The organism is Capsulimonas corticalis, assembly GCF_003574315.2.
Lineage (GTDB): Bacteria > Armatimonadota > Armatimonadia > Armatimonadales > Capsulimonadaceae > Capsulimonas > Capsulimonas corticalis.
The window spans coordinates 6,950,285-6,972,539 of the sequence record NZ_AP025739.1; the positions used below are offsets into that span (position 1 = coordinate 6,950,285).

At 50.0% G+C, this 22,255-nt stretch carries 24 protein-coding genes and 1 pseudogene; 15 read left to right on the forward strand and 10 right to left on the reverse strand.

Translation table 11 applies throughout. The features are described 5' to 3' along the window. Positions 1-966 precede the first annotated feature (966 nt). Positions 967-1,836 carry a phage tail protein gene (locus tag D5261_RS30205; protein WP_125206109.1) on the reverse strand — a complete coding sequence of 290 codons (870 nt, stop codon included), beginning with the start codon at positions 1,834-1,836 and terminating at the stop codon, positions 967-969. A 326-nt stretch (positions 1,837-2,162) separates the two neighbouring features. Between D5261_RS30205 and D5261_RS33585 the strand changes: the two are divergent. The 6 genes and pseudogenes from D5261_RS33585 to D5261_RS30240 all read left to right on the forward strand — a co-directional run bounded on the left by D5261_RS33585 (position 2,163) and on the right by D5261_RS30240 (position 5,591). Continuing rightward, positions 2,163-2,639, forward strand: a pseudogene (locus tag D5261_RS33585) (macro domain-containing protein). 42 nt (positions 2,640-2,681) lie between these two features. Then, positions 2,682-3,134 carry a hypothetical protein gene (locus D5261_RS30220; protein WP_119322750.1) on the forward strand — a complete coding sequence of 151 codons (453 nt, stop codon included), beginning with the start codon at positions 2,682-2,684 and terminating at the stop codon, positions 3,132-3,134. A gap of 596 nt (positions 3,135-3,730) precedes the next feature. Continuing rightward, positions 3,731-4,273 (forward strand): hypothetical protein, encoded by a 543-nt coding sequence (locus tag D5261_RS30225; protein WP_119322748.1) that lies wholly within the window; start codon positions 3,731-3,733, stop codon positions 4,271-4,273. Positions 4,274-4,405: 132 nt separating this feature from the next. Continuing rightward, positions 4,406-4,654: a hypothetical protein gene (locus D5261_RS30230; RefSeq protein ID WP_301002350.1), complete on the forward strand. Its 249-nt coding sequence runs from the start codon at positions 4,406-4,408 to the stop codon at positions 4,652-4,654. A 68-nt stretch (positions 4,655-4,722) separates the two neighbouring features. Beyond that, positions 4,723-4,968: a hypothetical protein gene (locus D5261_RS30235; RefSeq protein ID WP_119322746.1), complete on the forward strand. Its 246-nt coding sequence runs from the start codon at positions 4,723-4,725 to the stop codon at positions 4,966-4,968. A gap of 299 nt (positions 4,969-5,267) precedes the next feature. Further along, positions 5,268-5,591: a hypothetical protein gene (locus D5261_RS30240; RefSeq protein WP_119322745.1), complete on the forward strand. Its 324-nt coding sequence runs from the start codon at positions 5,268-5,270 to the stop codon at positions 5,589-5,591. Between the two features lie 217 nt (positions 5,592-5,808). Here D5261_RS30240 and D5261_RS30245 read toward each other — a convergent pair whose 3' ends face one another. The 8 genes from D5261_RS30245 to D5261_RS30280 all read right to left on the reverse strand — a co-directional run bounded on the left by D5261_RS30245 (position 5,809) and on the right by D5261_RS30280 (position 11,517). Then, entirely contained in the window at positions 5,809-6,228 is a 420-nt protein-coding gene (locus D5261_RS30245) for a hypothetical protein (protein ID WP_119322744.1), read from the reverse strand. A gap of 168 nt (positions 6,229-6,396) precedes the next feature. After that, positions 6,397-6,984, reverse strand: a complete 588-nt coding sequence (locus D5261_RS30250) for a tetratricopeptide repeat protein (RefSeq protein WP_119322743.1) — start codon at positions 6,982-6,984, stop codon at positions 6,397-6,399. A gap of 27 nt (positions 6,985-7,011) precedes the next feature. Beyond that, positions 7,012-7,755: a GNAT family N-acetyltransferase gene (locus tag D5261_RS30255; protein ID WP_119322742.1), complete on the reverse strand. Its 744-nt coding sequence runs from the start codon at positions 7,753-7,755 to the stop codon at positions 7,012-7,014. Beyond that, positions 7,756-8,061: a hypothetical protein gene (locus D5261_RS30260; protein ID WP_301002351.1), complete on the reverse strand. Its 306-nt coding sequence runs from the start codon at positions 8,059-8,061 to the stop codon at positions 7,756-7,758. It abuts the gene before it with no gap. Between the two features lie 22 nt (positions 8,062-8,083). Continuing rightward, positions 8,084-8,680 (reverse strand): phosphotransferase, encoded by a 597-nt coding sequence (locus tag D5261_RS30265; protein ID WP_125206107.1) that lies wholly within the window; start codon positions 8,678-8,680, stop codon positions 8,084-8,086. A gap of 913 nt (positions 8,681-9,593) precedes the next feature. Next, positions 9,594-9,800, reverse strand: a complete 207-nt coding sequence (locus D5261_RS30270; protein ID WP_119322738.1) for a hypothetical protein — start codon at positions 9,798-9,800, stop codon at positions 9,594-9,596. Positions 9,801-9,802: 2 nt separating this feature from the next. Next, positions 9,803-10,381 carry a hypothetical protein gene (locus D5261_RS30275; protein ID WP_125206106.1) on the reverse strand — a complete coding sequence of 193 codons (579 nt, stop codon included), beginning with the start codon at positions 10,379-10,381 and terminating at the stop codon, positions 9,803-9,805. Continuing rightward, complete coding sequence (locus D5261_RS30280; RefSeq protein WP_119322736.1) at positions 10,357-11,517, reverse strand: HEAT repeat domain-containing protein; 1,161 nt, start codon at positions 11,515-11,517, stop codon at positions 10,357-10,359. The genes D5261_RS30275 and D5261_RS30280 overlap by 25 nt, the downstream gene beginning before the upstream one ends. Positions 11,518-11,924: 407 nt before the next feature. On the opposite strand from D5261_RS30280, the gene D5261_RS30285 reads away from it, so the two are divergent. The 6 genes from D5261_RS30285 (at position 11,925) to D5261_RS30310 (ending at position 17,292) form a co-directional block, all read left to right on the forward strand. After that, positions 11,925-12,878 carry a hypothetical protein gene (locus tag D5261_RS30285; RefSeq protein WP_119322735.1) on the forward strand — a complete coding sequence of 318 codons (954 nt, stop codon included), beginning with the start codon at positions 11,925-11,927 and terminating at the stop codon, positions 12,876-12,878. A 110-nt stretch (positions 12,879-12,988) separates the two neighbouring features. Continuing rightward, on the forward strand, positions 12,989-13,960 hold the full coding sequence (locus D5261_RS30290; protein ID WP_119322734.1) for a hypothetical protein: 972 nt from the start codon (positions 12,989-12,991) through the stop codon (positions 13,958-13,960). Positions 13,961-14,397: 437 nt separating this feature from the next. Further along, complete coding sequence (locus D5261_RS30295) at positions 14,398-14,751, forward strand: hypothetical protein (RefSeq protein WP_301002352.1); 354 nt, start codon at positions 14,398-14,400, stop codon at positions 14,749-14,751. Between the two features lie 33 nt (positions 14,752-14,784). Next, a complete protein-coding gene (locus D5261_RS30300; RefSeq protein ID WP_119322733.1) occupies positions 14,785-15,600 on the forward strand; it encodes an AlbA family DNA-binding domain-containing protein in 816 nt (271 codons plus the stop codon). 136 nt (positions 15,601-15,736) lie between these two features. Continuing rightward, positions 15,737-16,498 (forward strand): hypothetical protein, encoded by a 762-nt coding sequence (locus D5261_RS30305; RefSeq protein ID WP_125206104.1) that lies wholly within the window; start codon positions 15,737-15,739, stop codon positions 16,496-16,498. 215 nt (positions 16,499-16,713) lie between these two features. Continuing rightward, entirely contained in the window at positions 16,714-17,292 is a 579-nt protein-coding gene (locus tag D5261_RS30310; RefSeq protein ID WP_119322731.1) for an AbiU2 domain-containing protein, read from the forward strand. Between the two features lie 12 nt (positions 17,293-17,304). Here D5261_RS30310 and D5261_RS30315 read toward each other — a convergent pair whose 3' ends face one another. Then, the gene (locus D5261_RS30315) at positions 17,305-17,571 is read right to left on the reverse strand and encodes a hypothetical protein (RefSeq protein WP_119322730.1); all 267 of its coding nucleotides are present in this window, start codon (positions 17,569-17,571) and stop codon (positions 17,305-17,307) included. A 266-nt stretch (positions 17,572-17,837) separates the two neighbouring features. Here D5261_RS30315 and D5261_RS30320 point away from each other — a divergent pair, with 266 nt between their 5' ends. The 3 genes from D5261_RS30320 to D5261_RS30330 all read left to right on the forward strand — a co-directional run bounded on the left by D5261_RS30320 (position 17,838) and on the right by D5261_RS30330 (position 22,193). Then, positions 17,838-18,167, forward strand: coding sequence for an STAS domain-containing protein (locus D5261_RS30320; RefSeq protein ID WP_165864714.1), 330 nt, complete (start codon positions 17,838-17,840; stop codon positions 18,165-18,167). 105 nt (positions 18,168-18,272) lie between these two features. Continuing rightward, positions 18,273-20,672, forward strand: a complete 2,400-nt coding sequence (locus D5261_RS30325) for a SpoIIE family protein phosphatase (RefSeq protein WP_301002353.1) — start codon at positions 18,273-18,275, stop codon at positions 20,670-20,672. A gap of 90 nt (positions 20,673-20,762) precedes the next feature. Then, a complete protein-coding gene (locus D5261_RS30330) occupies positions 20,763-22,193 on the forward strand; it encodes a PAS domain-containing protein (protein WP_301002354.1) in 1,431 nt (476 codons plus the stop codon). Positions 22,194-22,255 lie beyond the last annotated feature (62 nt).

Here is a 22,255-nt window from a genome sequence, read left to right on the forward strand (position 1 = left end):
GATTTGCTAAGGACCGATCTTTTACTTGGAAAAATTACAATTGTCGACGAAGTTAGCATTAGTACCAATATAACAGATATTGACAAATCGCTTATTCTACCGAACAAATAGAAAAATAACTTCCAAACGTATATCTGTAAACCAGGCAAGAAAACAGGCATACTTATGACTACCGCTATCAATAATGGTAGTTTACTCGACAATGAATTTAATCGCCGTACATCTGTTGATTTATATGGCACGGTTATAATAGCGCCCATTGTGCATTATAAAACATAGACTATTGATGGAATAACAGAAGATTTTGAATGGCAATTTATTAAGCTTCATCTGGTGCTGTTAAATATTTACTTTTTCTTATGAAACGCACTTGAAAGTCGATGCGTGCTGTATAAACGATCATGAGGCCCGCGCTACGCCCATTTCATACTAATTTACTTGTACAGCAGACACCGCACCGAGACCCCGTACTGTCTTGACGATACGCCGTCTTGACAGTTGGTACCACAAAAGGAACCATTTTCATGCACATGGCACCTTTATCTTTGCTACCTGACAATATGGAGCCATTATATCACATTTTCCTTCAAAGCAATCTTCCTAATTCAAATTCATATTTTTTTTCGTTGTTACTTGCAACTATCACTTATATTGCGATTATAGTCATAGATCACTATTATTTCTTGTCTGATCATGTATTGCGATACAAGATAGCTTATCAGTGATGGAACCAAATTCAGGTCGAACAGACGGAACTAAATTGGTGCATTACCTCAGGAGCGATATCGATTCTGCTCCACGCCTCCATTGAATTGGTACCAAATTTAGATTCAGCGACACCGTATGGAATTTTTCTGGAGTAGCTATACATTAAAGCGTTGGGTTTTGCACTACCGCACTGTGAGGCAGGAAGGCTTTATGGCTTGACAGGTCCTACCGAAGGCCTGCGGCCGCCAATACCACGACTTAGAAAGTGATCGACTGGATCCCCGTGATCGAAAATATTCCTGTGATCGACGGCGCGGAGTTTTCTTGGCCGCCACTGACCACATCAAACAATCCAAATGCCTTGCCAAAGGGCGGCACGCTCATCACTTCCTCCAGCGCATACCCCATCCCCGCTGCAATCGGCGCGTCCGCCGCGATCTGCAAGCTGTAAAGGGCGAAATTGTTGCCCTCGACAGTCGTGGTCTGCGATAATTTGGTAATTGTGATGTCATTGACCGTCACCGCCCCCGAAGGCCCAGCAGTCGCCAAGACAACTACCCCGTTGGCATCCACAATTTGAACAACCCCGAGAGTAAAGACTTGCGTATTTCCTGGTCCCGCTCCCGCCGTGGTAACAGGCACGATCACCGCCGCTCCGCCCTTTGTGATGGTCGGCATTCCCGTGATTAGCGACGAATATGGCCCAGGAGCTGAGCCACCAGAATTGACCTCGTCGTAGCGATAATAGTAGGTCGTGCCTCCGACCACTGTGCTGTCCACATAGGTCGTCGATGGCGCGACATTGGCGAACGTGACAAGACTGCTGGTAAACGCACTGTCCAAGGCGCGCTGGACATCCACGGATGTAGCTGCATCTACAGATGGAAACGTGACCGTGGGAAATGGGCTGCTCCCCGACGTATTGGTCCAGCCATTTCGCGGAGGGACCGACGCAGAACTAAATACGTAATATGGGGGCGGAACCGCACCGAGGCCGCTGGAAAGACACCAGGCCGAGCCGTTGTACCACAAATAGTGCGTGGCGTCGAAACGATAATAATTCTGGCCGTTGTAAATCCCCGCCAACAGATATGTGCCCGCGTATCCCACGGTCCCTGTGGTGGACACAACGGCATTTGTCCCTATAGAGCCCGAGGACAATGCTGGTACGTTGGTCAATGTCACGCTGTTGGCCGTGATCGCAGCGTAGGTAGGGGCGGACGGCGGAGGTGATGGGGCTGTGACTGAGGCGAAGGAGACGGTATTGGTGAATGAGAGATCGTTCATATTTTCATTTTCCACGCTGTAGGAGATCGCGCCTTTAGCAATACGGCTAATTCCCGACAAGTAACCGTCTAAATGATTGCCCTTCCACACCTAACTCTTGACAGCTTCGCCACTCCTATACATAATGTAGTAAAAACACTAACTTTTCAGAACTCAGGGTGAACATTATGAGCATCACCTACACCATCGGCGACGCGACCGATCCACCACGCGACGAGCCAGGCATCATCGTTCATGTGTGCAATGACATCGGGGCCTGGGGCAAAGGATTTGTCATGGCGATCTCGAAGCGCTGGAAGCAACCCGAGAAAGAAGCTCGGGCTTAGTTTAAAGGAGGTTCGACACTGCCGCATGAGCTGGGCCAGGTCCAATTCGTCAAGGTCGAAGACCAGCTCTGGGTTGCCAACTTGCTCGGGCAGTACGGGATCAGACGCAAAAATGGCGTCCCGCCGATCCGTTATGAAGCCGTGGCGGAAGGGCTGGGCCGCGTGGCGGACTTTGCTCGTACCCATTACGCCACAGTTCATATGCCGAGGATCGGCTGCGGCCTGTCGGGTGGAACTTGGGACAAGATCGAGCCGATTATTGAAGTGGATTTGGTGAGCAAAGGCGTGGCGGTGGTGGTTTATGATCTGGCGAGGTAACCATGACGAGTTTAGCCTTACCAAACTATTAAGGATAGTCCAATGAACAGCACCTTCGCGAAATGGTTCTGGCGGATTTACTTGCTAGCGGCGATAATAAATACCGCTGTCTGGCTCTGGTGTCGCTTCCCATGGGGCCTTGTCGTTATTGCTGTGGCAGCGCTGATGCGTCTCCGAACAGTCATTCAACAGCAGCGGCAACGACAAAATGACGGATACTGGCTAGAATTTCTGAGCGCGGGCGTGCTCCGAGGCGACGATAACCAGTTCGCCGTGGTGTATCATGAAGGCGAGAAGCAGCACTTCTTCCAGGGCAGAAAAAGCAATGGCTCAGCTCCCGACATCCTCACAGTGCCGAGCCAGCTCGTGTGGCGACTCCAGACGCCACAGTGGATGGCCGAACGACGGGAGTTGATCTTGGAGCGCATCCAGCGTGAGTTGGAGCAGCGGAAGAAAGGGCGACAAATGCGGATTGTGGAGGAGGATAAGGAGTGATCTCGCCCATGGTCTACGGTATAAACTCTGATATCTTCATTAGAGCATCGGCGCTTAGGCAAAAGATTTTTTCCCGAAGCGCCGATGCAAAGGCTATCGCCAACACGTGGGAATTCGTTGGTCGATATGAATAGGTTCAACTGGTAGAATCACATCTCCAGCAAAACTGCAAACTCCGCGCGCCAAAATGAAAAACTACCCATGTGCCTAAAAGTCTTCGTCGCCGCCGACGAGCCACTGCCGCTGATCGAATATAGTCCCGCTTCTCCCGTGTTTCAGGTCGAAACCCTGTATGAGCAAAGTCTCCCTGTCCTCAGGTACTTCACAAAACCCTACGTGTACTCTATCAGGTCGGTCGGCGAATGTGCGTATGGATTCAGCTATGACCTCCGCGACCGTGAAATTCTCGATCAGCCTGATGCACCCGAAGACATCAAGGCCAATGTGCTGAAATGCTACGACGCTCCCCGCGCATCGGTACTCGCGACGAAAGAGTATCTGCGCCGCCAGGCGCAGACTGGATCGACACTGAAGAGATCAAACCAGAGACGCGACATATGTTATATTAGGCGCCATCCGTGGCAAACTGAGGCAATATGAAAAAATACATCATATGGATATTCACTTTCCCTATTGCAGCGGCGATAGGTCTTATCGCGTGGCGCACGTATGCTGGGCCGTCACTTCAACACTTCACGCCCTTCGTCGAACAAGTACGCATGAGGAAAGTCGCGTCAGAAATGAACGTTCGGGGCTTCCATGCTTACCAGATTGAAATATTTGTCGGATATAAGGCTCAGAAACCCGCATGGTGGGGCCAGGATGACGGAGAAATTATTGGTCAAACGCTCACCGTCACTCGCGGCAAGAGCGGCCCCCAGTTACTGTCTGCGTGTTTCATCGGCAAGAATGGTACGAAATATCCGTGGAACATCTCTGGACAGCTACCGAGTTTATACAGCCATGACAGAGATGAATACTATGTGGACTGCAATGTCGAGGTCACAAACGGCTTTGACGTACCGAATAGCACCTTGGTTGGCGTAATCAAAATGGGAGATGGAAGTTGTACCTCAGTAAGAACCCCTGTCTCTTTAGCGATGCGATATTCATGTCAACGCACACCGTTGAATCCATAAAATCAAAACCTTTCTCTGAATCATACATGCGTCGATTGAAGCGCGCGGCTCGTTCCATTGAAGACGGTATTGATCCGACATCCGTCGAATTTGACGAAGCGCTCCGAAGATAAAGATACCATCCATTTCAGAATGCACATCAAAATCCTATCCAACGCAATTATCTGGTTGAGCGCGCTGGCGGCTATTCTTATGATGCTGCATCCGCCCGACACAGTATCTGAAATCGGCGTAGGAATCCACACGATCTACCCATTTTTGTTTGGCGATTACCTCTTGGATATTCAATGGGGGAGGCTGATTTTAGAATTATTGATACCGCTGCTGATTATCGTCATCACGATTCTGACGATGAAAGTCAGTTGGAAGAGGCAGGACTGAGATTAGTTCGGGGTGCCTCTGCTCAAACCCAAGGAGTTGCCAGCGTTCTCCACTTCAAGGAGAAAACGATGGACTTGATTTTCCACGCCCCTTACATCTTTCGCGGCATCCTCACCGTATTGGTTCCGTTGCTCGCGCTGGCCATTCATCGCGCCGCGAGGCGTCGTGACCGCCAAAGCACTGCCGCCGCGATCCTGGCCGCTGGGATAGCCCTGGGTGCTGGAGGGGGCTTCGCGTTAACGGCGTTGGCCCCGATGCTCATGCAGCGGATATTGCCTTGGGATTGGCCCTTGGTTTTACAACGGCAGGATTGATCGCCATCCTTGGAGTTGTAGTTGCCTTGCGGCGCGGTCGTTCTGAAAGCGTGTAGTGGAATATTTTACGCCGACACAGCGAATTCACCGAACAATCCCTCTGGCTTTGTATAGCACCCACGTCACGGTTCCACATATCATCACAACCGCGACAGCTACTATCGATAATGGTCTGCCGTGCTTTCGTTGACTGGACTGTTGTGTAGAGTTCGCAGATTGATGATGTTAATCCTTGGTGGGAATTTCAATTCACGGCGACCGACTCAAAGGGGCGATTGGTCAGCCCTCCAGAAGGCGGCATGATCGTGAGCGGATTCAGTCAGCCTGTCACGGTTGCGCCTGGCAAGACTTCCCTGCTTCATATTTATCTTGCCGAATGGTTTAAGATCGAAAAGCCAGGCTCGTATATTGTCCATTGCACCCGCACTTTGGGAGTAACATTTGTCAAATCGACGGGAACAGTCCATGAGAAACAACAGAATATTGTCACGTCGGCAAATCTCAAGCTGAAGATTCTGCGCAATGCTAAGGACTTACGCCAAAATAACCGCTTCGATTCTGGCTGTCTTCCCCATCTCAGAGGGCCATCAAAATTGAAGCATTTATTTTTGAATAAGTCCTAAAGATTAAATAGAGCGATAGGACACAGAATGTGTGCGGATTATTTGATCGTGAAAACCTCCCACTTAAACAGCGACTCGCCTCTCCGACTAACTTAAATCCAGCCCCCAGGTAATTGTCCCGCAGTGGAGCATTCGCGGCCAAGAAGTCCAAATGCAAGTATTTCCTCTCCATCAGAGCGACCTGTGTCGGAGCCAAGTTTAGCATCAAAGATGCGAATCAGCGTGAAGATTGCATTAGCTTAACCATGCGCGTGGATGCAACGGATGCGGTGGATGATGCTATTCCCCATCCTACCAGTTTATTCAATTCGAGACTATAGCTCCGCGCGCCGCCAATATTAACTCCTCGATTTGTCTTTTCGTTGATGTACAAATTAGCTGCATATTTCCCGCCTATTGGTTTATATTTTATCCCAGATATCCTATTTCTCACATCACCGTTATCGGAGCCAATATCGAAGTGCTTATTGATTGTCACGGGAATGATGATCTGAAATTGATGGTTGTATATCGAGTCGATCGTCACCGAGACCATCAGCGTTTTCTGGTTATGGTCAGAGGCTGCTGAACTTTGCTTTAAAGTCGTGGACAGGATCACGGCGCATAAGCCCGTGATGAGCATGGTATTTCGTTTCATTGATGTTTCTCCGATCTCTATTTTGTCGTGCCAGCACTAGTTCCCTATCACAGATGCCATAGGTTTCTTCTCAACGGGCCCGAGCAAATACGATTGTCTTCCACTCAGACAATTGCACGGTCTTTGGACGCAAGTTCTTCAATGTCCTTGCCTGGACCAATCTTCATTTTACTGTGCGTATTTCGCCAGCATTTTGCGCGCTTCCACGGGCATGGAGTTTGCATCAGCATCTCGTGGCTCCCATTTCGCCACGATCTTCCACTGTTTAATGGCTTCCTCAATCTGCCCATTGGCGCAATAAGCGTCGGCGAGAAAGAAACGGTCGCCATAATAGCCTTTCGAGGATTTCATGTTGATGCACTGATGAAACGCCAGAATTGCATCCTGATATCGCAGCAACTCATAGAAGCAATAGGCGAGATTAGTTTTAGCGCGACGGTCTTTGGGATCGAGTAAAATCGCTTCGCCATAACACGCGATTGCATCGTCACTGCGTCCGAGTTGATGCAAGAGATTTGCGCAACTCAAGCGCAGATCGACCCAATTAGGGGCAAGCGTGATGGCTGTGCGGATTTCAGCCAATGCGGACCCTAAGTCGCGAAAATGGACTTGATACAAACCTGATAATCGGACATGCGGCTCGACCATCGAAGGATCACACGCGATGGCGGCTTCATATTCCCTCTTCGCCTCAACTGGCTCTTGATCGCCCCACGCCAATCTATCGGCGCGATCCAAATGTTCTTGTACGGTCATCGTTTGGTTAGCTTTCTACAATGGCCCTCATGCAACTGAAACCATCCTCCACACAGCAAACATATCGCAAAATGCATGCGGTTCATCAGGATTGTTCTGGCGCAACAAGGCATCGATTCTTATGGCGTCATCAAAGGTTGGGATCAGCCCATGAATGGACAACTCATCGGCTCGAAACGCATTGTCAAAGCCGCCGCAATTCGTGATCGCACTGATGTTGACATATTCTTCGACCAGATCATATCCAATGAAATCAAAACGGGGATCGTGAAAATTCGGCTGCGCAATAGGATTCTTCATAACGGCTAAGACCTGGCAATTGGAAGTCAACGTGATACGAGACAGGAGATAATCGAGGCTGTGAAAGCAAAATGGCATACCATCGTATTTCAGATTATGGTTCCAGTCTTCGTCGATTAAGCTCTTCAGGACATTCGGACAAAGCGGACTGTCGAGTGTCACGAGTTCATCGACTTGATGAAACCCAGAAAACACCTCGTATCCTTCCCATCCAGCGTGGCCGCGCCCGAAGCGCTCCACGGCTGTGAACCCGATGGTCATGGTCGTTGTTTTACCGATCTCGCGCTCAAACAGCGCCGCATGGAAATCACCACTACTCGCCTCGCCGACATATGTAAAGCCAGCCCGCAGATAATAATCACGCAACGCACCGTTCGCCGCCAGGCAGTCCAAGCGCAGATACTGCCGCCTAGCCTGTCCGACCTCGTGTTCCGCCCATCGCAGCATCGCCACACCAATGCCGTTTCCCACCTAAGCTCTTCCGACAGCCAGAAGATGCACATATCCCGCTGTCTCTGGCCACTCGCTCCATAAAGTTTCATCTTCCCAGGTGAGGCGCAGCGTTCCGACAGTTTCCGTACCGATCTTTGCGACATAGACTTCACCGCGCTCAATCGCCGCCACGGTCCGCTCGTGCGAAAATCGTCGTGGCGTCCACTGATCGATGCCCTTGGCTGTGAGCCAGTCGCAGGCTTCGTTCAGGATCGAGAGGATCGCGTCTGCGTCGGGTGGCTGGGCTAGCTGTATTATAAGAGACTGTGTCATTTTGATTCGCACTCAGTCTTAACTTCTCCTCGCATCAGCAAGAATCCATCTCATATCTGAGCCGCAGACGCTCGACCAGCCCTTCGTCCGCATCAGCCAAATCATATTCACCCAGAAACGCCAGGCCATATCCTGGGCCGAGGTTATACTGGAGGCTCCAGATGGCGGTGGATAGGTCAATCTCAGGATCGCCGATAGCCAAGTCGCCCACATCGATATAGCCGCTCAGCCGATCATCGACAAAGAGAAAGTTCGGCAGGCAGGCGTCGCCATGAACGAGTGTCGTTCCAGGTCCGCCAAAAGGCCAGCCATCAATGACTGTCGTGTGAATAGCTTTCAGAGCCGCCGACAGTCTCATGACCACAGTCTGCGCGTGCAGGGACGCTGACAGGTTCGCTAAGTCTTCACCTTTCATGGCGGACATGGGGAGAGCGACCACTGATCCCTGGCGCTTCACTCCCAGAGGGCGTGGGGCAGGCAATCGGCCAGCCAGCCACTGCAGCCCCTGGTATTCGCGCCCCAGATCAGGCCCGATCTTTACGAAATATTCGTCATATTCGAAGCAGAAACGCAATACCTGATTGACTTCATTGCTCCGCACCTGAGCGATGGAGCGAATTTCGGTTCCCACGAGATTGCTGGCCCAAGACAGCGCCCAAGCAGGGGGACTTGCTCAATCGTACCGATCATGGTCCAGTTGATCCACGCGTAACCTCGAATCGGATCAATTTGTTGTTTCCATCAAAGTAAAATCTAATTAATGTGTCCGTTTGTTCTATGAATGAGGAACTCGTATTTCTAACCGCAGCATATATCACGGGACCATTACATGTTAGGCACGTGCTATCGATAATTGCATCCGAATGCTCCATATTATGAAATTTAAGAAAACTAATGACTTTGCTAGCACTTGAACCAACAGGTGTATTGCGACCAATTAGTTGACGGTAATATGCTTCCTGGAGAGGCTGGAAGAGAATGGAACTAAATCCCAAATAAAAAATTACTGCAACTATTAAGGATACAGCACCGCGCTGTAAAATAATCTTTTTTCTCACGATAAAAACCATTGCCTCTGCGTAACGTTTAGTAGCATATCGTTACGATGACTCATAGTTACCCCACCTCTACCCCGACAGCTTCCGCATCAGATACCGCCGCTTCTTCGATGCCGAGCCTGATGTAAAAGTCCCTAACCCACCGCTGAGTCAATAAAACTACAGCTTGTCATTCATCATTCGAGTTGTGCCGCTTCGAGGCAATAGTCTTTGGAGCGTTAAGTCCGAATAGTCGCGCACACATCACGGCGAGCAATATGCCAACTGGCATCAACACCAATCCGATCACGATTGCGTAACCAACCTTTTGTATTATAGGCATAGTATGATTGTGTATGAACGACCCTAATGCACCGCTAAACAACATCATGAAGATAGTAAAATAGCTCTTCCAAGCCTTATTCCTAATTTTCATTTTCGTTCGTTCTTCGCTAATATTAAAAGCCGTTTAATCCAACCCAGTCGACGGCCAACCAGCGTTAAACCTTATCTCTTCTCGCGCCGATAAACCACTACCAAGCCATTCACACCCTGATGATCATTGAGCGTATTGACCTGCCACGTTTCCCACCCCGCCGCTATGCGAGACGCCGTATCGTCGCCGTTAAGCAATCCCTGGAGCCGATCTCCGATTGCTTCCAGGTTGTCGAACGCTGAGCCGCCCAGTGTTTGCACTTCATATTCGTAGATCATCTTTATTTTTCTGCGGTCGGCTTATTGTCGTTTGCTACAAAGAACTGTGTATCTGACGACAGATGATCTACAGTGGAAGCATCCTCTGCGAATGACACTTTCCAGTTCATCTGGACCTGATATTTCCCGTTAAGCGTCAGATCGTAGAGCCTGCTCAAATTCATTCGCTCGGTGTACTGCTCACCAAGCTTCAAAGGCTGAATACGAATACTAAGAAGTTCATGTCGATTTGAGAGATCATCATAATACAATGATTTTCGTGATTCGTTTCCTGGATGCTGAACCACCGTGATCTCATAAGCGTCAGCAGGGCCCGTGATCTGAACGCTTACGGGAGACCTGCTGATGTTCTTCACAGTAGCATCGACAACGACAGGCTCATCGGCATAAAATGACGGGTGTATTGTTTTCAGCGTTAACGTGGCTCGTAGTGGCTGAGCTGCGTTGGAACTGGCAGTCGTTTTCTTTGGCGCAACGCCAGCATGTGCGTCGTTGGCGTATGCCAGCATCGCCCAAACGGAGAGAACGAGAATTGTATTCTTTGGCGTCAACATCTTCACTTTGCAGCCGATTTTTTCCACCGCTCGATTTCTGCGCTATGTTCTCGCCCCCACCTTTCCCAATATCGAATTGTGTCTTGAGTTTCCTTTGGAGACAAGCGAAAATGATAGTTCGTCGGCAGATTTGTGATCAGATAGAGCATGTACAGGGCGCGCGCTCGGACTTTACTATTGGGATCGCGCAGCGCATCAATCAGGAACGGCATCGTTCGCTTGTCCTTCAAAGTTTCGAAAGCTTCAATGGTAAAAATCCGCGCCAGATAGTTGGTATTCTTTAGTTGCTGGATCAGAGGGGCCACAGCAGTGCTGTTCCCATAATGCCAAAGGAGGACAGCAGCGCCATCGGCGCGTCGAGAGTGGCTCTGGGCCATCTCAGCTATCGCGGGAATGGCCCATGTCTGCTGAAAGTGCGCCGCCAAACGCAGTGCGCCGAAGCGTGTCTCTTCGTCCTTGACTTGGGTCAGTCTTTTTATCGCTGGAATGGCGCGGGCAACGAGCAGAGACTTGAGCGCCGCAACATCAGTCCCTGGCGGCAGAAAACGCTCGGGCCGTAAGCCTGAAATAAAAAGCCCCTCAAAGTCACTTAATTCTGACAGCGCCGCACGGGCGATGGTGGGCTCGGGGTCATAAAGACTATTGACTACCAATCGTGTCGCCTTCGACATCAACGACATGTCGTCCGTGATGCCTGGTAATAAAGGGCCAACTGGGATGGCGCTCCTGAAGCCGACATCATTCGGGAACGAACTCATCGGCGCGAAAATCTCACTCCCCTTCTGACGTACGGCGAAGATGAGCCAGTCAGGGTTCAAATCGAGAGACCATGGAGAATATGTTTTCGAAGCGAACGGATGGTTGAGGTTTAAGTCCACCACCTTGCCCTCCCTCAACACCTGCGTTTCACGCAGCACAAGCGAGGATTGGGGCAGCTTGCCCTTCCATAACGCCGTGACCTTCATCGTCACAGCAACGGTCACGAGCACTTCCGATGAGTTCGCAGGGTTTATTCTCGTCTTCAGTGGCTTCTGCGAGACATAGGATGCGACGCATACGATATCGGCGCGTTTTGTCCAATCCCACAATCCATCGGCCTGACCTCTCCCAGTAATGAATGCGATGAGACATATGGCCAGGAGAACGATCTTAACGAAGTTCATATCGACTTTCTTCACTTCTGAAAATTAGCAAGCAAATTCTCGCGCTAAGCCATGAAAAACATGGCGCGTGTGTCCCAATCGGCACATTGGCCGTTCGAACAAACATGCCTTTCGGTCGATCCACTCATTAGGACAACGTTCAGATGGAATAGTTTCGCTGCAGAAGGAGCTGAAGTCGATCCGTGAGTTCGAGGGGTGGGCGTTGGACGGTGACGGTTCCATGGATCATTGACTGGCGGCCTCTCGGAGCTTGTTAAATGTTTTTGACCCAGGGTTGATTGGAAAATTGCACAACTGCGACATGTATGCGGTCGCAGCTTAGGAACGTGGACGGAAACACACCATTGTGAGAGAATTCATTGCAGTTATGTTAAAATCAGATACCAAATGCGCGCACGGAGAATCCTATGGCCGATCAAACCCCTAGCGAAGCCGATGATCTCGACCCAACGAACAAAGAAGCGGAAGCTCTCCTGAACGCCTATCAGCGCGCCATAAATAACGATGACACGGAACAAGCGGAACACAATGCCTTTCTCTTCATGGCTCATGCGGTTGAAGAAATGCAGCGCAACCCCAATCCAGAGCTGTTGCTGAGACAAGAGGCGACTCTTTCTGAGACCGATGGAGAATGGCTTCGAGCCGAGGAAATCTATCACCAGCTACTTGCCATCGCAATTGCCGAAGGTAATGCCATGGGCGAATGGAAGGCAAACGATAATCTCCACGGCTTCTACAGTTTCCTTGGGAAAACGGAACTGGCATCCAATGCGGCCAGCGCTGCCACAGAAGCTGCACGGCGCGCTGACATGCAGCCGCTTCTTGTTAGGGCACTGGAAAACCAGGCGCGAAATGACTTAAAAATGGGGAGTCTGATGCAAGCCTTGGCGCTTGCGGAGGAAATACTGCGGATGATTCCGCACTCGAAAATGAACGCCACTCAGCGCGCTCGCGCGCTGGTTTTACGAGCCTCGTGTTTTACCGAATTAGGAGAGCTCGTGTCCGCTCAGGCTGACCTCGATGCCGCTCTATCTCTATTCAGCCCGATGTTGGACATTCAGATGTTTGCGGGTGTTCAAAGTGGGATGGCCTCACTTTGGCAGGCAACGGCGCGTTTGCTTTCCATCCGTGGCAATCATACAGATGCAGCTAAGGCATGGGGTACGTCGGTGGAGTATCGGCGTGTGGTCTCTCAGCAGCCGCAACTCGATGGACTATACAAGTTCGCTTGGCTCGCACAGGCGCTTCGTCACTATGGCGAAGCTTTGATTGCCGCTGATGATCACAAGGCTGCTGACGAAGCGTTTGCGGAAAGCCGCGCTATAATGCGGTCGATCCATCATCCTGATGCAGCGAGCTAAAGCCCGCCGAACTCCGTACACTATCTCCTACAGAGGTGTAGGTTTCACCTACTGTACGGAACTCGGTTCGCAACACTTTCCAATCAGTTTTCACTAAGCGTTCTGAAACTATGACCACATCCCCTGCCCGCCTTTATGTCATCCTAGCGCGCGAAGCGCCTGTTGGCGTGATCTTCCGCCGAGGACCGAGCAGGTGGGTCCAGGTCATCCACTGGGACACGGCGACAGACACCTTCACGCCAGGCCAATGGCTTCATGCGCGCCTACACGAACGACGCAGCGACATTTCCCCTAACGGCAAGCTCATGATCTATTTCGCCGTGCAGGAAAATCGGATCACGCCCAAGCGTGAAGAATTCATTTATTCATGGACGGCAATCAGCAAGCCACCCTACCTCACGGCTCTCGCATTGTGGCCGCTGGGCCAATCCTGGGGCGGAGGCGGAATGTTTCTTGAAAACGACGAAGTTTGGCTCAACCATCCACCTGCATGCTTAACTCCACACGAGAAACATAAACCACAGGGCCTGACCTTGACACACGTGGAGTCAACCATTGGCGAGGAAGAACAAGTTTATCAGCGACTAGAACGCAACGGCTGGCGACGTATCCAGGATTGGCAGGGCGAGTACATCAAGAGCAATCGGGATAAGGCGAACGATGAACGGATTTACGCAGGTATAACTTTCTCCAGCGAATGGTATTGGAATTTGCCGCAGGAGGATTTCCCCTCCCACTATGTCGATCATGCTCCTGGGATTCACGAACGGCCAAACCTTGATCAGACCGCAACACTGGTAATGAAGAAGACGCGCGGTGGCGGAGACGCAATTCCCTATGGCTTTGCCTTCTCCATCAGAGACAACCATGGCCAAGAACTTCAGATCGAGAAAGCGGAATGGGCCGACTGGGATCAGCAGGGGCGACTGGTTTATGCGCGTGACGGAAAGCTGTTCGAGTTTACGCTCGCTGGCGATTCGATAGAACTGGCGGATTTTAATGACGCCACGCCTGAGCAGATGGTTGCGCCTGAATGGGCTAAGACGTGGGATGGGAGTAAGAAGGAAGAAGATCGACCATGAGTGAAGCCTTGCGCCGCGCGGCGCAGCAAGGACGGACACAATTTGTCCAGAGGATTTTGGATCGCGGTTTTGATATGCACGCAGAAGACGGCTGTCGGGAAACTATGTCTTTTCGAAAATAGGTATCGCGGCGCTCGGAGCAGATGGATGCATGTTGGCGATCTTGGCGGCAACAGATACGGATTGATACGATAGAAAATTACAGAGCCAAATGTATGAAAGCAGATAGACTTACCAAAACACTTCCCATGCTGCGATATCCGCCTAACGATTATATCCTGCGTCCACCTGCTGTAGATCAGCATATTTCCCCCCAACTGCAGAAGTCTGAGGACCTTGACGGGGGTATTGGGTGGCCGCCTCCACGCACACGAATAGTTGGGCCTGGTTCGAGTCGAAGGGATGTTAAAGCCGTAGAGCGTATTGTGAGTTATTTTATGTCCGAGACGCCATGGGATTTTCGACCATTTTGCTCATCAGAAGGATTAGAAGACGTTCGTGTAGTTTTAATTTTTGATGAACAATATGGTTACTATGCGTTAGGGGCAATTGGATTTCGCCGAATATTTCACAAATCTAAACCATATTGGATACTTAATTGGGCGTGGTTTCATCCATTCATTCGAGGAAAATCACGACTTGTTAAATTATGGCCTGCTCTTATGCAGCGCTTCGGGAAAAATTTTCTGGTTGAATTTCCAGTTTCGCATTCTATGCAGGCCGTGTTGAAAAAGACAGGCCATATGAAAAGGATGAACGCATTCGCCAGAAGTTTTGAGCAAAGTAATTAAAAATTAATATATGAACAAAAAATACAGGTATATATGCAGAATATTCAAACAAAAACAGCAACACACCGCACACTACATGACGAATTTACGACGTTCATAGAAACTCCTACCAAGGAAAACCTTCAAGTTATTCTACGAAAAAATCTGGGAGAGACAAATCAAATAGATTTCAAGTCTGAATGGATAGATTGGCCGAAACTTGCCCAGCATGTATTGGCTATTGCAAACACTCAAGGTGGAATGATAATAGTTGGCGTTGATCAAATTAAAGATACAGGTGAAGTCATTCCTAAGGGTATACCGAAATTACATGATCCTGTTGACGTAGATCATGGGTTACGCAAATACATCCCTCATCAATTACATTTTAATGTCGAGAATTTCACTTACACTGAAGAGGCTTACCCGAAAATTGGTGACAAATTATTTCAAGTCATATTTATTCCAGACAGAGCGCGTTATGCACCATTTATTCCAAACAAAGAAAGTGGTGATGACATAAGACTGCAAATTTATGTTCGGCGTGGCACGGCATCGGTAATTGCTAACTATGATGAACTCCAGACTATTTTGAATCGGCGTATTGAGACTGAATACTCTTCACAAAAAGAGTTCAATCTAGAGCAAGAGATGGCTGAACTACGAGCACTCTACGCTCATATAAAACCAACATTTTATTTGTCATATGCTGACCAGCACTGGATAGACATGCAGGACACCAAAGATGACGAATTTGGAACGTCCTACGACAACACTTATTATCCAGAAGAATCTATTGATGAATTTGTAGCAGCAGCGATCCAAGCAAAGAAGGCTCGTATAAGACAGTTGCTTAGAGTATCTACATAGTGTTTAAGCCACACTGATCAAGTGTAAATTCAGAATTGCCACTGAGTTTTCAGCTAAAAATAAATTCGTTTAAAACTATTTTATTGCAAATAACCATTCAATTTGCTCGATTTCCTTTTCCGAACAGGACCAATAAATGCCTGACAATCTCGTTCCAACAGATTCCGCAGAAGCTATACTTGCCCAATTTTCCACAGCGTTTACAGTGCGTAATTTGATGACTCCCAGATCAGACCTAATTGGCGCTGACAGCTTGCAGGAAGCTCTTGGCAAACATGAGCGACACGGTTTTGATGTAATCTCTTATCCCAGTACGGGTACAATTAAAGGATACTTCTACCAAGGAAAATCGTTTGCGTTACTCACGCCATCCGACCTCGTGAGTTGTGATACGAGCCTTCTGGACCTCTTATCGCTTCTGGCAGAGCGAGAGTTCTTCTTCGCTCTACACGGGACACAGATTAGTGGCTACGTTCATTTCTCTGACCTAAACAAGCCGTTGATGCGAACACCGTTCTTTATATTGCTGGAGGCCACAGAGCGACATCTGCTTTCCACGTTGCGGCATTCCGTCACCGAGGATCAAGCAAGGAATGAACTCTCAGTGTTTCGTATTAATCAGATTCGACATTATCTAGAAGCGGCGAACCAAAATCGCTCTGACACTACTTTTTGGGATGTGTTAGGTCTGCGTGATATCTTGAAGATTGCTAGGCGTCATGATTTTGCTCGCTTATCTTCGACAGAAACGTTAACAGAAGTCCAGGCGGAAGACCTAATTAACTTACGCAACAAAGTCGCCCACGGCGGTCATTTGCTCGTTAAAGAACACAGTACGGTTGAACGTTTAATTGACTTACAGAAACTTTGCACACAACTGCGCCAAATGAACAGCTAGCGTCCCGACAGATAACTAAACTCTCAATGCTCAGATTGGACTAACTGCTATAGCCTTTCCTAATGTGAACGTCTATCAAGATTAGAATATATTCCATCGCGCCAGTTTTCAAAAATTTATTACTAACTAAGGGTGATCATGCAGAACACTCAAGTATCTATTCATTTCTAGAACATAGAAATGAGACTAGCATTCACAACAAGGAATTAACTATAATGACAGAAGAATTTGAACAAACTTTTGAGGCTGTATCTAAAGTTGCATGGCAATTACGTTACGACTGGATAACTTTTGTATCTCTCTATGGAGATGCAAAGTCTGTTGAAATTTTGAATGGCACAGCACCTGAGTTTTTCGGCGTTGAGCAAGGCCGCCTTGTAGATCATGTAATACTAGGACTTTCTCGATTATTCGATCCTGCGTTCAGCATGGGTGACAGATCGAAGGCAAACCTAACGCTCCCCGCTATAATCGATTTGCTTAGTGATTATGAGAATCAAGCGTTTGTCACAGATATAAAATTGCGTTTAAAAAATTTGAAGTCGAATTTAAAATCAATTATTGATGAACGGAACAAACGCATTGCCCATATTGATCGCCAAAAAGCCTTAGAAGCAAGATCAGTTCTGGATTTTTCAAGGACACAATTTGAAGATTCTCTTAAAGAAATAGAAAGGATTTTGAATAATATTCAAAGTGAAATACTGAATGGAGAAACAGATTTTGAAGCCATTGATAGTCAGGCAAAGCATCACGCTACGATTCTAATTCGTTGTTTGCAGAAGGCAGTGTGAAGCAGATAAGGATTATTTTACAGTGCTAGTTACAAGTGTATTCTCATATATGCTCTCTTCCCACCGCTTCAGCACCACAGCCTCAGCCATCGGCGCTGGCCAAAACTGCACCACGTACCAGTCGCCGCCGTCGCCTACATCGTTGCCGCCAGCGAGGTTATCGTGGCAACAGCGGACACGATATGAGCCTGGAGCCACATCGAAATCCTCACCCGTGTCGTCCAAGCATCCGATCACGCGCAGCACGCCGCTCTTGATTTCCAGGCTTGCCTCGGTCATATGATCCCGTTCGGTTAGGCCCAGCGGCGGCTCGGCGTCATGTAGTTCAGCGTAGACCAGGACATGTCCATAAGAGGCCGTGCTGATGCCAATGGTTCCAGGTACGAGCGCCAGTCTGTCGCGCGTCGTCTACTCGATCGAGAAGGATGGATGGCCCGCATTGCCAAGTTGAACGGCATCCTAAAGCATCAACGGCGTTCTTGGGTAACACTTGTCGTTCTTGGGTATGTTATAAAGCTCCCCTTCACCTAGGAACTCCAATTGAAATGCAGCACATCAACCTTACCCAAGACGTGCTCGATGAGGGCCGTATACTCAAATTCACCATCGAAGGTGATCTCGATCTTACCAACGCCCAGTCCATTCAACAGAGTGTTACTCAAACTGCGGCGAGCACTTCCGCAGAAACGATCATCGTCGATATTCGAAACGTGCATTTTATTGACAGCGCGGGTCTGGCTGTTCTGCTTTATTTCCATAAAGTGACCTATATTGATGGTAAAATGCATGTCATTGCACGTCCCAAATCTCAGCCTGAGCGGGTTTTAAAGTTAGACCGATTCAACACGTTTATGGATATTCGGATTGAAGAATAGCGGCATGCCGCATCGTTGATCTACAGTCGTAATAAAAATCGGGATGGGGATGTGCTATTATCATGCGAGCGATCCTTACGCTAACCTCAGAAAGTCGGTATTAATGTGCATGAACGCCATCGAATCCTTATTGTAGACGACGATGCTCAAGATCGCCATGCCGTCATAGATGCGCTGCGACAGACCGCCCATATGGACGGAATTGAAGTGGATGTGGTCGAATCCGACACCATTGCAAGCGCGCGTGAGGTTCTGCAGCACGAAGATTTCGCATGCGTCTTTCTTGACCATGATTTGCCTGATGGTACGTCGTTGGACCTTTTGACGGAAGTTCGCTCCCAGGGTCTCTCGACGCCTATCATCGTTCTAACGGGCGAGCGCAATCAACAAACGATTGTCGAAGTCATGAATGCGGGAGCACTGGACTACCTGCCAAAGGAAAAGCTCCATCCTGATCTCGTGGCGCACTCCGTCCGCGCGGCGCTGATCTTTCGCCAGGCTCAGCGCGAAAAGCAAGCGATCCTGGATGCTCTGCGCGAAAGCGAACAGCGCTCACGGCAGATGATCGACGCCATTCCCCATGTCGCATGGATTACAGAGCCAGACGGGTCGGTAAACTACTATAATCAGCGATGGTACGAATACTCTGGATTGACACAACAAGAGACACAAGATTGGAGCTGGGAGGCGGTCATTCATCCAGATGACCTGAAGCGAGCAGACAGCGTATGGCGCACGGCTGTCGAATCGGGAGTGGACTCCGAGGTGGAATATCGTCTTCGCCACGCGGATGGACTTTACCGTTGGCATCTGGGGCGTTCGCAACCCGTGAAAGACACGGCGGGTGAAATCAAAGCGTGGGTTGGCACAGCAACCGACATTGAGGAGCGCAAGCAAACTGAGGAGCTACTGATCCGTAGTCAGGAAGACTTACAGTTCTCCGTTAGCGCGGCTCGCCTCGGAACCTTCTATTGTGAATGGCCCCTGGACAAAATCATTTGGAACGAGACCTGCAAAGAGCACTTCTTTCTTTCTCCGAACGCTGACGTTGACATCAAGCTGTTTTACTCACTTCTTCATCCTGCCGACCGTGAGCCGACGCGCCTCGCCATTGAGCAAGCAATGGCAAATCAAGTTGAATACAATGTTGAATACCGCACGCTCGCCCCTGACGGACGCACGCGCTGGGTGAACGCCGTGGGCCGTTTCCAATATCACGAAGATGGAACTCCCAAGCGCTTTGACGGGATTACCATCGATATCGCTACTCGCAAGGCAAACGAGGAAGCGATAAAGCGTCGCGCCGAACGCGAAGCGCTACTCAACCGCATTGGGCATGCACTGCGTGTCTCACTCGATCCTCAGACTATCTTGGAGACGGCTGTTAGAGAGCTTGGGCAGGCGCTAAGCGCAGACCGATGTTATTATGCCTCTTACGATCAGAATACTAACGTCGCCACAATCGGTCCTGATTGGAGCGCAGCAGGCTTGTCCCCTATTTCTGGTCAGTATCCGATGTTGGATTTTGCCGTAAATCACGATCCAATCTTTCAGGCGGGAAGAACTCAGGTCATGACGGATACAAGTCCAGACCTCGCAATGCTTAACCTGGGTATCCGTTCACTGGTTCGAGTGCCTTTAGTGTCTGGAGCGGTGAAGACTGCTCTCTCAGCGGCAATGTCGAACGATGCGCGTGCCTGGACCCCAGAGGAGATATCTCTGGTGGAGACGGTGGCGACCCAGACCCAAACGGCGCTGGAAGCGGCGCGACTGCTGCACCGCGAGCACAATATCGCAGAGCAGCTTCAGTCTGCCCTCCAGCCCATAGTACCCCAAAGCATTCCTGGCTTGGAGGTAGGCTCCTTCACGCGCCCTGCGCTCGATGAAGCGTCGGTCGGCGGCGACTTCATGGATGTGTTTGCACTGGATAAGGGATTGTTTGCGCTGGTGATTGGCGATGTGTCAGGAAAAGGTCTCGCTGCTGCCCAGCAACTCGCTCTGATCAGAAACAGCTTGCGCATGGCTCTTTATCAGCACAATTCTCCTGCTGTAGCCGCAACGACCTTGAACAGCACTGTTACTTCTCATGATCTACTCATTGGCTTTGTGACCGCCTGGGTCGGCGTGTATGACGCTGCGACAGGACAGATTACCTATTGCTCCTGTGGACACGAGCCTGCATTGATACGGCGAGCGAACGGCACCATCCAAACGTTGGAAACATCTACTCCGCCGTTGGGAGTTACAGCCAACGCACACTATAGTGATTGCGTCATAACATTGGCTTCAGGGGATGCACTTCTGCTGTACACGGATGGCGTCAGCGAGGCGGGTCCAAGCCGCCGCGATCTACTTGGGACGGATGGACTAATCCGTCTGCTGGACGCGTTACGAACGGATACGAATGCTCAGCAACAGGCAGAGACAATTGTTGCGGAAGCCAGCGCTTACGCCAATGGCGCGTTCAGTGACGACGTAGCTGTTCTACTGGCGCGACGGCAATGATCATCTGTTCTTTCAGAACCTTCACCCCTACAAGCGCTCATTATCATGGCATGCATACTTATGAATCCGCATTTTTAGCAAGGTAGCAAGATGGACGGGATCGACGAATCAGAACGCAGTCACGCCGATGATGGCGACATCTCCAGGGAACGCTTACTCCTCATCGCAAACAATACGCCGTTGCTGGTTGCATTTGTTGGCGCGGATGGCCGCTACCAATTCAACAACGACACATACAATAAGTGGTTTGGCCTTCACGCGCCTGATCTTCGTGGTAAAGAAGTCAAAGAAGTTATCGGTGAAGCAGCCTATCTCACGATCCAACATCATTTGGAAGCTGCGCTTGCAGGGAATATCGTGACCTACGATATGATGGTGCAATACGCCAATGCGGGACGCCGCTTCGTTCGAACCACACTCGTCCCTGAAAAAGACGCCACGGGAGCTGTGTTAGGGTTTATGCTGTTCGTGAGCGACGACAGTAACCTTCACGATGCGCAGGCCCAGATCACGTCCGCGTATAATCGTCTGCTGCTGACCAGTGAGATCGGACGAGCGGTGCGAAGCTCTGCCGATCCGCAGGAGATTATAGAAACCACGACGGCAGCATTGGGAGAAGCGCTGAACGCGGATCGTTGTTACTATGTTACTTATGACTTACAACGCGGCGATAGCTTCGTTGGCCCCGAATGGCGACGCAACGGCGTATCCTCTGTCGCAGGGACGCATCGTATTTCCGATTTCAGCCCCAACCGAAATCCAGCATATTTCTTAGGCCAGACAAACGTCATCGAAGATGCATTCCTCCTCGCAGACAGTGATGTCTCCAAGAAACTCGGCGTCCGCGCGGTCATACGTGCGCCAATCCAGCAGGATGGCCAAACGACAGCCCTTGTGGTGGCGATGGCGACTGAGGCGCGCATTTGGACGGAGCAGGAAGTTGCTCTTGTGGAAACCACAGCTTCTCAAACACGCGGAGCGGTCGAGGCCGCGCATGCACGCCAGCGGGAACGGGCAATCCTTCGTGATGTTCTTGCGAGCGTGACGGGGGGCAAGCTCAATCTCGTGTTCGACCGTACTGAGCTGCCAACTCCCGTGGGCCAGAGAGTCGATACTAGTATGTCGTTGACGCCCACGGAAGGGTTGCGTGGTCTGCGCCATCTTGCGCGGCAGGCGGCTCTGCACGCAGGTCACTCCGACGAGCGTCAAAACGATTTAATCACAGCAGCGAGCGAAGCGGGAATGAACGCTATCGTTCATGCAGGTGGTGGGGACGCTTGGGTGCAGTTGACTGAGAAGGGCATGGTGCAAATTTGGATCGAAGATCACGGAAAGGGCATTGCGACGGTGGATTTGCCCAGAGCAGCGCTCGCCCGTGGATACAGCACTCAGGGTACGCTTGGTCACGGGATTAAGATGATGCTGGAGACCAGTGACCGCGTTTATCTCCTGACAGGTCCAAAAGGAACTACTGTTGTTTTGGAACAGGAACGCGAAGCTCCAATACCTGCATGGTTGTAGCAAGCACCGCGCCTGATACAAGCTGGGACTGAGCTATTCATTTCCCCGCTGCTCATATCCTC